Below are 11,935 nucleotides of genomic sequence, written 5' to 3' on the forward strand. Positions count from 1 at the left end.
GAGCACATCCCTTGTTCACAGTAAAGTTATCCACATAAGAATACGCTTACATTAAGCGTTTCGGCAAGTGACAATTTTCTTTATATTCCGGGAGGTTCAATGATGAGAAAACGATTTCTATTTCCGCTTGCAAGTGTGCTCCTGCTCTCCACTCTGCTGCTTGCCGGGTGCAACTCAGGTAAAAGTACGGAAGGCTCGGGTAAGGTGACACTAACGTTTGGAACAAGCCAATCCGGTATTCCACGTACAGGCATCATGCAGACGATGGCCAAGGAATATGAGCAGGAGACGGGTGTCAAAATCGACTTTCAGGTGGTACCTGACGCACAGTGGCGTGACCTGATCAAGGTGAAGCTGGCCTCTGGTGAAGCACCTGACATTTTCAATGTCGATGTGGACCCATTGAGCATGCCGGCTAACGTAAGACCAGAGGAAAATGCCATTGACCTGACCAATGAGGAATTCACAGGTCGGATGTCTGAAGAGATTTTGCCAACCGTCAGTCACAATGACAAGGTGTACGGGGTTTCTTTTGCGCCAACAAAAATCTGGTATGTATACTATAACAAACGTATCTTCCAAGAGCTCGGCATAGAGCCTCCTACATCCTATGCCGAATTCAAGGCAATCAGCCAGAAAATTAAGGATAAAGACATTATTCCGTTCTATCAAGCACCTGCCAGCGGGTGGTATCAGGTTCTGCCTTTGTTCGAAACGGGACCTAACTATGAGCAAACAACAGCAGGAACCTACGAGAAATTAAACAACAATGAGATGAAAGTAGCTGATATGACGCAACTCAAGACGGTCATTGAACAGTTGAAAGAATTTGCGGATCTCGGTTATTTCGGCAAAGACTTCTTGTCTAATACCGTTGAAGCGGGAATTGAAGCGTTTGGTCAGGAGAAAGCGGCTATGCTGCTGCGGGTGCCAGGTACGGAAAAGGAAGTGTCCGAAGCGTATCCGGAAATGGAAGACAATATGGGATTCTTCGTCATGCCATGGGGTGACAATCAGACGATTGGAGTGAACCCGGGCGGATCGGCCGCGATGTTTGGTAACAAAAACAGTAAACATCCCGAAGAAGTGCTGAAATTCTTCCGCTGGATTACCGAGCATGATCATCTGCAGCGTGTGTTCGATGAAGGTGAAGGCAACCTGACGATCTGCTGGCCGGAAATCGAACCAAAGCTGACACAGGACTATATTGATTATGAGAAAAATCATGAAAAAGGTACGGTCATGCAGGCCGCTGTGAAATACATTGATCCACAATGGATGGATATTGGCAAAGACTTGTCGGGCATGTTCGCTGGCGCAATGACATCGGATCAGATTCTGCAAAATATTGATAAACGCCGTGCTGAACAAGCCAAAGTGCTGAAAGATGAGAAGTGGCAGTAACCACGCATATTTCAGATAAACACAAACGCACAACAACGTTACATGTAGCGGGCGTTTGCCCGCTCATGTATTTTGGCAGGAAGGAAAGGTGTTACCGGTTATGAATGCAAACAAAATCTATCCCTGGTATTTCTCATCCGGAGCGATTGTATTATATCTGCTGTTCATCGTTGCTCCCGCCCTGCTGGGCATCTATTATTCCTTCACTGACTGGAACAGTTACAGTTCGGAGAAGAACTTTATCGGTCTGGAGCATTTCCGTACCATATTGTTGGGTGATCCGACCTATCTTCTTTTTATCAAAAACACAGTCCTGTTCACCCTCGTGACATCCATCGCCAAGACGGTTCTCGGCTTGTTTCTGGCCCTGCTGCTGGTCAGCGGTGTAAAGGCCGCCAATCTGCATCGGATGATCATCTTCTCCCCGCAGGTGCTGTCGTTCCTGATAGTTGGACTTGTGTTCAAAAGTCTGCTCGACCCCAACAACGGGTTCGTTAACGTAACCCTACGTTCCATGGGACTGGACGTTCTCGCCCAGAATTGGCTGGGCTCCCTGACCTGGGCCATGCCATCCATCATGGCAGTGGATACATGGAAAGGCATGGGGTACATCATGGTGCTGTTCATCGCCGGACTACTCGCCATTCCACGTGATTATTACGAAGCAGCATCCATTGATGGGGCCGGCTTCGGGCAGAAGCTGTTCCGAATCACCATTCCGATGCTGATGCCTACGATCACCATCGCCACGGTACTCAATATTACGTATGGGCTGAGAGTATTCGATGCCGTATACGTGCTAACCAACGGTGGCCCTGGTAACGCAACAGATGTCATTAACACAGCGGTCTATTCCTCTTTTGCCAAAGGATATTGGGGACTCGGAAGTGCGCTATCTACCATTCTGTTTGTCATCATGGCGATCATCTCCTTTTTCATCATTCGTTTGATGAACCGAAAGGTGGAATACTGACATGCGATTAAGAAAAAGATTAGCTTCGATCGGGTTAAATGTACTCGCCTGGCTGCTCAGCCTGGTGGTCCTGATTCCTTTTGTCGTCATTGTACTGAATTCATTCAAGTCGGACGCCGAGGCCAAAGTGCTTAAACTGACGTTGCCCGAGAAGTTTATTTTCGAAAATTACAAAATCGTCTATGAACAGGGACACTTGGGAGGTTCTTTTTTCAACAGTCTGCTGCATTCCGGGGCCTCCTCCCTGCTATTGGTGTTTGTTGTGGCCTTCTCGGCCTTCACGTTATCACGCAACCATTCGAAGCTCAGCAAGTTTCTGTACTTCTTCCTGATTCTTGGTATCACCCTACCGCTCAACTACATTCCGCTGATGGAAGTCATGAAGTCCATGGGTATGATCAATTCACATGTCGGCATGATTCTGCTCTATACGGCTATGGGGATTCCAATCTCGCTGTTCATTACATATGCATTCGTGTCTAACATTCCGAAGGAGCTGGATGAAGCCGCGATCATGGACGGATGTAATGGGATCAAGCTGTTCCTGAGAATCATTGTACCTTTGTTAACCTCGGTGCTGGTAACGGTATTTGTTCTTAATTTCCTGAGTGTCTGGAATGAGTTTACTGCCCCACTTTATATGCTGAATACAGTGGAGATGTGGCCGATGACGCTGGCTGTATATAACTTCTTTGGACAATTCAGTGCCCAGTGGAATTTGGTCAGTGCCGATATCGTGCTCACGTCATTGCCTGTGTTGATTGTGTTCCTCATTGGGCAAAAGTATATTGTAGGAGGACTAACTTCTGGGGCGGTTAAAGGATAAGCTCCACCGACAATCCAAATACACAAACGCATCTTGTCTAAGTACATCTGCTGACTCCTCAGCACAAAAAGCCCTTGTCTGCTCATCGTGTGAATAACTTCTTCGTACAGAAGAAGTATCACACGCTGCTGCGGACAAGGGCTTACGCAGTTGGATTCGAATTAATCGTGCGCCAACCCGCCAACATCGGATGGAGCTGTTATATCTGGGCTCTGCTCCAGAGATTTGATCATTTTCAAACGGGATGTGATTATTGCGATCAGAATAACAAACAGACCCGCGATGATAAACAGAAAGGCAATACCTCTGCCTGGCCCAGTTCCAATAATTTGACCAACAGACGAAGCCAGTGCTCCCCCCTCCATCAGCAATGGATTAAACACATGGTCGGCCAGAAATCCAGCCAAACTGTACGCGACAATAAACCCGAGTTGTGACAGAATACCAATGATTCCCCATACCCTGCCCTGCTTATCGTTGGCGATATTGTTTCGCACCAGCACATCTGCGCTCATATTGACAAACGGCAGCGATGACAGGAACAGAAAACCTGCGAAGATAATAAAATAAATGTTGGTGGATATCCCCAGAAGCGAGAAGGACAAACCGCACAAAATCAGACCCATCACAAGCACACTTGCGTATCTCTTTGTTATTGTAAATATGCCGATGCATAAGCTGCTAATCAGCATGCCGATGGCGCTAACAGACTGAAATGTTCCAAGTGTCTTTGCATCCGTGAATGACAGAAGCATCGGACCAATGAGTGTCTCCAGGAATCCCAGATAAAAGGTGACAAGAGAAATAATCACCACAAGCAACAATACTCCCTTGTTGGTTACAACTTCCTTCCAGCCCTCTTGAATATCGGTAATCCAGTTTTTTCCTTCTCGATCCTCTCGCTCCACCTTCATGCTCTTCCGAATAACCAGCACAGCCAGAATGGCAACCAGGAATGTCAGAATATTAATGACCAGAATGACTTCAATGGTTGTTATACTAAGCAGAATACCCGCAATGATGGGTGAAAACAGGAACTTCGAGGATTCAGCCAGTTGTACAAGACCGCTGCCTTTTGAGAATTGATCCTTATCCAGCAGGTCCGTAGCAGAGGCCTTATATGCCGGGCTCTGCAACGCGGAAAACACGGAACTAAAGGCCACTCCCACATAGATATGCCATAATTGGATATCACCTGTAAGCATAATGGACAGAATGAAAATCAAACCGGCTGCCGACCCCAGGTCGCCGATAATCATCATCGTTCGACGGTCGAATCGGTCTGCCAGTACACCTCCAATAGGTCGAAGCAGGATATTCGGCAGAAACGTGAATAAGGTAATCAATGCAACACTTGTTGCCGTATTCGTTTTTTCGAAGGCATACACCCCCAGGGAGAAGGCTGTAAGTCCAATCCCAATCATGGAGATGAGCTGACCAAACCATACGACCAGAAACTTTTTAAATGATTTTTGAACGGTATGTTCCATGGATGATACTCCTTTCTCGGCTAACCTTGATTCGGAAAATAAAGACGAGTGACGTAGGCGAAGCTACCTTGTTCTGCTCCCAGCACACGTTCCATAATATGTGTGAATGCTTCAACCTTTTTTTGGAGTTCTTCCTCCTCCCATTGAAAGATGCCTCGATCCAGCAAAAATTGTGAAGATACGAGCAGGAATTCGATGGATTCCTTTGGGTTAGGTGTATGAAATACCCCCTCCTGAATGCCCTGCTCTACCACCTCGGCCAAGATGGGACTTAATCGAATTACCGTCTCTACAAGACTCTTTTGGTGCATCTCCACATTATGAACACTGTGCAATTGCTCGATGAGATCATGTTTTCTGCCGTCTGGCTGATTCTGCGCCATCATGATGCGAAAAATTTTGTCATGGGCGTTTAGTTTGGGATCGGACACCACGTGCCTGGCCGATGCCTCCCCGCTCAGAATAAAACGCATCACGATGGCGTTCATAACCTCTTCCTTGGACTGAAAATAATAATAAAATGTACCCTTGGCAATGTTGCACGCCTGAAGGATATCCATAACCGTAGCTTTGGTATATCCCTTTGTTACGAACAGAATCTCGGCGGCATCCAAAATCTCATTCCTGCGTTCTTCCGGGTTTTTTATCAGTCTCATATCCTGGCCTCCGATACATTCGACCGACTGTCGGTCTATTGTAGTCATGAAGTTCTTTTTTTAGAACCCCATTTCAGTCAACCATTGCGCCAAATGGCTTTCCCTTGTTTTTAGATCCTGACGCTCTCTTGCATATTTCCCAATATTTCTGTCTGCAACCAGCTTACCGTCCATCATAAACAGCACACGTTCCGATCTGGCAGCGACTTTCACATCATGGGTCACCAGCAGAATGGTTGTACCCGTTGCATTGATATCGCCCAGAATATCCATGATCTCATACGTTGATTTGGAATTCAGCGCCCCCGTTGGTTCATCGCCGAATAAAATATCTGGATTATTAATCAGCGCACGGCAGATGGCAATCCGTTGAAGCTGTCCGCCTGAGGCTTGGGTGATGTTATGCCCAGCAAGCTCATCAATCCCCATTTTTTTCATCAATGACATCGCCCGTGTATTAATCGTTTCTCTGCTGCTATTCTTGGCCAGATACGCGGAAAGTACAATATTGTCTAACAGATTCAGATTTTTGAGCAGATGAATATTTTGAAAGATGAATCCCATCTTGGTCAAACGTAGACTTGCCAGATCCCTCTCCTCAAATGCCGATATTTTTTTGCCATTAAAATAGACACTTCCAGCACTAATCTGATCCATACCACTTATGTTGTACAGTAAGGTAGACTTGCCTGAGCCAGATGGCCCCATGATGGAAACAAATTCTCCCTTTTTTAATTGAAGGTTGATATCTTTTAAGATGTTATGTTCTTCATTCTCGCCGATCGCTACGGATTTATTCACGTCTTTAGCCTCAAGTATAGTTGTCATCGTTAATCCTCCCTATTCGACAATCATTTTGGATATGCTCGTTTCCTTGATCGATTGGATGCTAATCCATGCTGTTAGTACAATCGTGCCTGCAAGTAACAATGGACACAAAATATATGCCTGTAACGGGTTAACAACAAAAACAATATTGGAAGCACCAAACGTCGACATAATGGCACTAACCAGCAACGGACCCAGCGTATTGGACAATATCGTTCCAGTAACAACCCCTAAGATTAATATGACAAGTGACATCACGACATACTTGAACTTGATTTTAGACAAGGCAAACCCAAGGCTTCTCAGTACAGCAATGTCGTTGTTGTCCTTGGCTACTAACATCTGAAGGAACAGTGCTGTAATTAAAATAGATATGAAGACACCGATGACCAAGGCCAGCATCGTCACCAATTTCAATTGTTGGATGGTTCCGCCTAACGTCTGATCCAGATAACCTTGAAGATCGGTTACTTTGGCTGGCGAGAAAGCCGCCTCATATTCAGCAATTTTGGTAGCCATGTCCCCGCGATTATTCAGATCCAAACTGACCACATACCACAACACACTATCCTTGTTGTAAGGCAATAAGGCTTTCGCTGTTTTCCCACCATTTGTAACGTCCTGATATATTCCGCTGACCGTCATCATCTGGTCCTTGCCATTAACCAGCAAGGTAAGTTGCTCACCAGTCTTCAGGCGCAGCTCGCTACTGTTGGCATCCGATAACGCAATTTCATTCTCGGTTGTTGGCGCATTACCGCTAACATAAGACAATGGGAAAATACTGAAATCTCCAGTTTCTACACTCAGATTGTCGTAACTTCCTTCCGCATTTTTAATCTTGAACTGGCTTGTTACCAATGGGGAATACGTTTTGATGTCTTTATCATTTTGAATCTGGGCAACCAGATTATCGTAACGCTGCTCCACATCGTCTGTGTGCCTCAAGTCAATGCGAATATCACTTTGTCCAACACCCATATAAGAGATAAAACTTGGCGCCTGCAAAGTGTTCAGGAAGTTGACCGGCACAATCATAATAAATGAACTGACTACAAAGACGAACAACAATAATCGGAACATCTTGATTCGCTGTATCACTTCCTTCAGACCAAGAAAGACAGGTACGGAAGACCAGCGATTGCGGGACAAACTAAGCCGGTTTCGAATGATCTGTGTATCTCCCAGGCTCCCGGTACGGAGAGCATCCACCGCGGAGATGGAACGAAAACGCCGCAATACCGTTCGACAGAACAGAACAACCATGGCAAATATTATTCCAGCGGCTAATAACGGAATCGCGAAATGCAACAGGGTTGCGGGTGCTTTTCCCATATACAACATGATGTTGGAAACAAATAGTCTGTTAACGCCAAGTGATGCAATGTAACCAAGCACGGATGCAAATCCGGCCATAAATACATACTTCATCAGATACAGTCTCTTAATATCCTTCTCTGCGATTCCAATCGCTTTCATGACACTAATCTCACGATAATCCTCTTCGATGGTCGCAAGCATCGTGAATCGGATGCAGAGCATCGCAATCAGAATCAGCACAAGACTGACCAGAATAATAACGGCTGCAATGACTCCGTCAGTCATGGCATTCAGTACCTGGAACAGACCATAGGTTACGACTGGACCTGCATTGGGAAGTCCGGCATTTTGGTAAGCCTGGGTAAATTCACTCGTCAGTCCGGGATCCGTCAACCGGAATTCGATGAGATACTCCATCTCTCCGATGCTCTGCTTCAGTTCCTGCAAATTCCCTGCACTCACAATAAAACGTTTGGAGTGCACAACCGATGGATTCATCTGAGCATCACGGACAAAATCAACGATGGTATAATAACGCTCAAATTGACCATTATCGATCCGAACCTGGTCGCCCACGCTCAATTTTTTTTGCTGCATGTAATATACCGGAACCGCGATCTCGCCATCGTTCACCTGAATAATCTCACTGTCCAGATTCAACAAATAGTCGAAACCCTGATTCTGTGTAACAAAGTCAATGTCCATAACACTGTTCTTTTCGGACTCTGCTCCGAGGAACAGATTAGAGCCGTCAATGTTGACCATTTCCACAATCTGATGTTGCTGGACCATGGCATTTTCTTCAGCCCATGTGTTTACTTTGGCCTGATCGATCTCTCCGGCATGCATTTGTACAAAGTGTGGTGTTTTGGATTCAGAGAACAGATATTGGATGGAACTTGTCAGTTCCATAATCATTCGTGACCCCGAAGATACCAGCAAGGCGGCCAGCAGTACAAAAATAAATAACGCAGCCGTAATCCCTTTTTTTCTCGTTATATCGTTTCTCAGCATTCGTAGCAGCATAAACGAACATGGCTCCTCTCATCTACAAGTTGTTCCTATTTATCTGGAGTCATAAAGCTTGTCAGACAATGCGCCACCGTTGAAGGTTGATGCATCATGAACATGTGAGCACCCTCTTTGATGGTTTGAAGCTTCATGGATGTGCCAAAATATCGGCCCCATCTCAACGCGGATTGAAGGGTAACGGTACGATCCCGTTCTCCCCACAGATACAACACCGGCAATGAGAGCGGCTCATATTCAAGCGTTGCTGCAGATTCCAGCATCCTGAAATCCGCCCGGATGACGGGCAGAAAATAATTCAATAATTCTTTTTCATGTATCAGTTCTTGCGGGAGAGCTTCATAGGAAAACAGATGATCAATCAGATTTTCGTCTGACATCCGATCATAATTCTGCATCCCGCATTCGTCAGGCGTGTTGCAGGCTGATAACACAAGCCGCAGCGTTTTAGCTACATCTGGACGTTCCTGATATAAGCGCTGCGCAACGAAGTAGGCTGTAATCCCTCCCAGACTATGTCCAAATAACAGACTGCCAGGCTGTATAATATCCAGCAGCTTGCTGGTATACAGTTCTACGAGTTGCTGCATATGCTCCAGGGGTGTTTCGGTGTTCAGACCATGACCCGGGGACGTAAACGCCCAAATTTCCGTGTCAGGAAGGTACGGCACTAGGGGCTGAAAACTGTTGGAGTTGCCACCGAGATAAGGAAAACAGACCATCTGTCTGTTTCCCTCCCCCTTTTGTAGCTGCTCCAAGTAGATCGGTTCCATCACTTATCCACCACCATAACCAGGCTTACTTTCTTTCCAGAACATATGCAGGGAATGTCTGAAGTGAAGTATCCACATTTTTACGCTTGAAGATGACATGTATGACAATAGCCGATATTGCAAAAAAGAAGAATTGCATAATTTGAACTTGCGGATTAAAGTAGTACAAATCAATTTGACTTCCTGTGGCTACAAGCCAGAATGCAAGCAGATAAAACAGAAGTGTACCTTTGGTTGCATTGAAGATATAACTTTGGAACACGATAAATGCCATAAGCTGAACAACATAGTATATGTAAGTGGTTGAGGTGCCAAAAGAGGAAATCAAGTATCCCGGAAGCACCCATAATCCGAACAACAGGCCGGTAATCAGACCACTTGTTATATTATTTTTTAACTTCCCTTGCAAGAATGGAAGCAAAAATCCGATCCAGCCAAACAGCCCACCAATCAGCCCCGTCTCCTTGATCAGATTCACAATCCCCAACCAGATCATTTCAGGTACACTATATGTCAACTCAGGAACCGGTATGCCGAATAACAAAGAACCAAAGTGCATTGTTGATGCAAAGATGATGGAAATTCCAATAATGAGCGGTATCCAGAACAGGTCCTGTCTGCGCGGAACCAGCTTCATAAACATTCCTTTTAATGCTTCCGTTCCGCCCATCACATAACATGTAATTAATCCGGCAATGGAAGGTGAATACAGAGCAACGATCGCAAGTGGATGCATCAAGGTTAACTCACCTGTTATGGGTACAATAAAATCCGCAAAGAACATGAACAAACTTGCGATTCCATAACATGTGCCAAAGGAAATTCCCAAAAACAAATACATATATTTGTTGGACGGGCTGGTTGCCGGACTTGTGACTGGACGAATGGATGCCTGATTAGCTGTAATCATAGTGCCGCCTCCTTCTCAGTCAACTTTCTCTCAATAAGATCATGCAAACGGTTAATCGTGCAGAAATTAGCCAAATCCAGATCTTCATTTGCTATCTCAATCTGGAATCTACGCTCTACAAAGTCCACCAAACGCATCGCAAAGAGCGAATTGACGAACCGTTGCTCAAAATAATTGTCATTATCATTAATTTGAGTGTCTTCATGATCCATGGTGAGGTTGTTCCCGATAAACTCCCGAATTTCCTGACGATAATCCACTGCCCTTCCCCCTTGTTATTGATGTTGCCCCTCGGGCACCAAAACCTCAATGTAATCTGGAAACGCTACAGCCTGCTGTAAATCGTGATGAAACAGTACTCTTCCTTCCTGATCTGCAGATTGCTGCTTGAAACCGGCAAAGTGGTAGCTGATATTCATCATCCGGTTCCTTCCGGTATCCCTGAAGTCCGCAAGCATCTGTTTGCCCTGCTTCTGAGCTTCACGCATGATATACGTTAGCAGTACACTCCCTGCTCCCCTGGACAAATGGCATCCATACCGATATTAATGTTCTGCTGAATCCGCTGAACAGAGACGGACTTCGTATCCCAATGGATCTCGGGATATAGGAAATATTCGGCGATGCCCAGTTCGTTAAGTTTCGCCCAAGCTAGCTCTGCATCATTTTTACTGGCAACAGAGTGCAAAATACCTCGCTGGTCCAGTTTTTCAATCACCTCCTTTAAGCCCGGCTTCAGTTGCACATCTGCAGATTCAAGCAAAACCCCATCCCATATGGTGTGGTCCAAATCCCAAACGATACACTTGATATCCTTGAGCTTTTCCATGGTCATGCCACCCTTCATCTTAGTAGGCGTAGAATCCTTGACCCGTCTTCCGCCCCCACTGTCCTGCATCAACCATTTTCTGCAACATCGGACAGCATCGGAATTTGGGGTCCTGATAGCTGTCGTACAATACTTTCAATGAATGCACGACCGTATCCAGACCAATCAGATCCGCCGTCTCCAGCGGCCCCATCTGATAATTGAAGCCCTTCTTCATAATGGCGTCCACCTGCTCGGGTGTAGCGATTCCATCCTGTACAATGTACGCCGCTTCATTCATTAACAAGTGCGAGAGGCGATTAGAAACAAACCCGGGCAGATCCTCTATGACAACTGGACTTTTATCAAGAGTTTCCAAAAACGCTACCATCTCATGTTCCGTACCCTGCGTTGTATGATGTCCTTTGATCACCTCCACCATGGATTTAACAGGAACTGGATTCATCAGATGCACCCCAATGACTCGACCTGGGTCAGGCAAAAATGAAGCGAGCTTTGTCACGGAAATACAGCTTGTATTTAGCGCAAATAAAGCATCCGGACGAACCTTGTGGGATAGTCGTGCGTAAACTTCCTTTTTCAACTCCAGGTTTTCGGTTACATTTTCAATAATGATACTTGCCTCTTCCACACCTTCATCTTGTGTCTGGAACGAGATCCGTTCCATGATCTGATCCAGGGGCACCTGACTGTACCCTTGCTTCAGAAAGCAAGCTGAACGATATTCACGACGTATAACATCAGGGGCGTGTTCGATGACCGACGCCGAAATATCCTGCAAAATTACACGATAACCAGCCCTCGCGACATCCAGTGCTGTGGCGCATCCCATCACCCCTGCGCCAATGATTGCAATGAGTCGATTATGCATGCCTAATCACCTCCTTATTGAGCTAC

At 45.8% G+C, this 11,935-nt stretch carries 13 protein-coding genes; 3 read left to right on the forward strand and 10 right to left on the reverse strand.

Translation table 11 applies throughout. From position 1 onward, the window contains the following. Positions 1–99 precede the first annotated feature (99 nt). From ACE04G_RS00310 to ACE04G_RS00320, 3 genes are all read left to right on the forward strand, one after another. A complete protein-coding gene (locus tag ACE04G_RS00310) occupies positions 100–1,404 on the forward strand; it encodes an ABC transporter substrate-binding protein (RefSeq protein ID WP_449003547.1) in 1,305 nt (434 codons plus the stop codon). A gap of 100 nt (positions 1,405–1,504) precedes the next feature. Beyond that, on the forward strand, positions 1,505–2,377 hold the full coding sequence (locus ACE04G_RS00315) for a carbohydrate ABC transporter permease (RefSeq protein WP_449003546.1): 873 nt from the start codon (positions 1,505–1,507) through the stop codon (positions 2,375–2,377). A 1-nt stretch (position 2,378) separates the two neighbouring features. Beyond that, positions 2,379–3,203, forward strand: a complete 825-nt coding sequence (locus ACE04G_RS00320) for a carbohydrate ABC transporter permease (protein WP_017687163.1) — start codon at positions 2,379–2,381, stop codon at positions 3,201–3,203. Between the two features lie 161 nt (positions 3,204–3,364). On the opposite strand, the gene ACE04G_RS00325 is transcribed toward ACE04G_RS00320, so the two are convergent. The 10 genes from ACE04G_RS00325 to ACE04G_RS00370 are packed head-to-tail and all read right to left on the reverse strand — an operon-like array spanning position 3,365 to position 11,909. Next, complete coding sequence (locus ACE04G_RS00325) at positions 3,365–4,693, reverse strand: MFS transporter (protein WP_221821919.1); 1,329 nt, start codon at positions 4,691–4,693, stop codon at positions 3,365–3,367. A gap of 20 nt (positions 4,694–4,713) precedes the next feature. Continuing rightward, a complete protein-coding gene (locus ACE04G_RS00330) occupies positions 4,714–5,349 on the reverse strand; it encodes a TetR/AcrR family transcriptional regulator (RefSeq protein ID WP_076214243.1) in 636 nt (211 codons plus the stop codon). Between the two features lie 60 nt (positions 5,350–5,409). Next, the gene (locus ACE04G_RS00335) at positions 5,410–6,177 is read right to left on the reverse strand and encodes an ABC transporter ATP-binding protein (protein ID WP_047843824.1); all 768 of its coding nucleotides are present in this window, start codon (positions 6,175–6,177) and stop codon (positions 5,410–5,412) included. Between the two features lie 12 nt (positions 6,178–6,189). Continuing rightward, entirely contained in the window at positions 6,190–8,523 is a 2,334-nt protein-coding gene (locus ACE04G_RS00340) for an ABC transporter permease (protein ID WP_486094108.1), read from the reverse strand. A 35-nt stretch (positions 8,524–8,558) separates the two neighbouring features. Continuing rightward, positions 8,559–9,299: a thioesterase II family protein gene (locus ACE04G_RS00345; protein ID WP_221821916.1), complete on the reverse strand. Its 741-nt coding sequence runs from the start codon at positions 9,297–9,299 to the stop codon at positions 8,559–8,561. A gap of 25 nt (positions 9,300–9,324) precedes the next feature. After that, positions 9,325–10,209 (reverse strand): hypothetical protein, encoded by an 885-nt coding sequence (locus ACE04G_RS00350; protein WP_179086485.1) that lies wholly within the window; start codon positions 10,207–10,209, stop codon positions 9,325–9,327. After that, positions 10,206–10,469 (reverse strand): acyl carrier protein, encoded by a 264-nt coding sequence (locus ACE04G_RS00355; RefSeq protein ID WP_017687156.1) that lies wholly within the window; start codon positions 10,467–10,469, stop codon positions 10,206–10,208. The genes ACE04G_RS00350 and ACE04G_RS00355 overlap by 4 nt, the downstream gene beginning before the upstream one ends. Before the next feature lie 15 nt (positions 10,470–10,484). Continuing rightward, entirely contained in the window at positions 10,485–10,736 is a 252-nt protein-coding gene (locus tag ACE04G_RS00360) for a hypothetical protein (RefSeq protein WP_486094109.1), read from the reverse strand. After that, positions 10,706–11,038, reverse strand: coding sequence for an HAD-IIIC family phosphatase (locus ACE04G_RS00365; protein WP_313771468.1), 333 nt, complete (start codon positions 11,036–11,038; stop codon positions 10,706–10,708). The genes ACE04G_RS00360 and ACE04G_RS00365 overlap by 31 nt, the downstream gene beginning before the upstream one ends. A gap of 19 nt (positions 11,039–11,057) precedes the next feature. After that, entirely contained in the window at positions 11,058–11,909 is an 852-nt protein-coding gene (locus ACE04G_RS00370; protein WP_449003543.1) for a 3-hydroxyacyl-CoA dehydrogenase family protein, read from the reverse strand. Positions 11,910–11,935 lie beyond the last annotated feature (26 nt).

The sequence above is a fragment of the Paenibacillus sp. AGC31 genome (assembly GCF_057334655.1).

What these genes read in the sequence shown, in the direction of transcription:
- ACE04G_RS00325 (WP_221821919.1), bottom strand. Translation starts at nt 4,693, where the DNA reads ATGGAACATACCGTTCAAAAATCATTTAAAAAGTTTCTGGTCGTATGG.
- ACE04G_RS00365 (WP_313771468.1), bottom strand. Translation starts at nt 11,038, where the DNA reads ATGGAAAAGCTCAAGGATATCAAGTGTATCGTTTGGGATTTGGACCAC.
- ACE04G_RS00310 (WP_449003547.1), top strand. Translation starts at nt 100, where the DNA reads ATGATGAGAAAACGATTTCTATTTCCGCTTGCAAGTGTGCTCCTGCTC.
- ACE04G_RS00340 (WP_486094108.1), bottom strand. Translation starts at nt 8,523, where the DNA reads ATGCTGCTACGAATGCTGAGAAACGATATAACGAGAAAAAAAGGGATT.
- ACE04G_RS00370 (WP_449003543.1), bottom strand. Translation starts at nt 11,909, where the DNA reads ATGCATAATCGACTCATTGCAATCATTGGCGCAGGGGTGATGGGATGC.
- ACE04G_RS00315 (WP_449003546.1), top strand. Translation starts at nt 1,505, where the DNA reads ATGAATGCAAACAAAATCTATCCCTGGTATTTCTCATCCGGAGCGATT.
- ACE04G_RS00335 (WP_047843824.1), bottom strand. Translation starts at nt 6,177, where the DNA reads ATGACAACTATACTTGAGGCTAAAGACGTGAATAAATCCGTAGCGATC.
- ACE04G_RS00345 (WP_221821916.1), bottom strand. Translation starts at nt 9,299, where the DNA reads ATGGAACCGATCTACTTGGAGCAGCTACAAAAGGGGGAGGGAAACAGA.
- ACE04G_RS00350 (WP_179086485.1), bottom strand. Translation starts at nt 10,209, where the DNA reads ATGATTACAGCTAATCAGGCATCCATTCGTCCAGTCACAAGTCCGGCA.
- ACE04G_RS00330 (WP_076214243.1), bottom strand. Translation starts at nt 5,349, where the DNA reads ATGAGACTGATAAAAAACCCGGAAGAACGCAGGAATGAGATTTTGGAT.
- ACE04G_RS00320 (WP_017687163.1), top strand. Translation starts at nt 2,379, where the DNA reads ATGCGATTAAGAAAAAGATTAGCTTCGATCGGGTTAAATGTACTCGCC.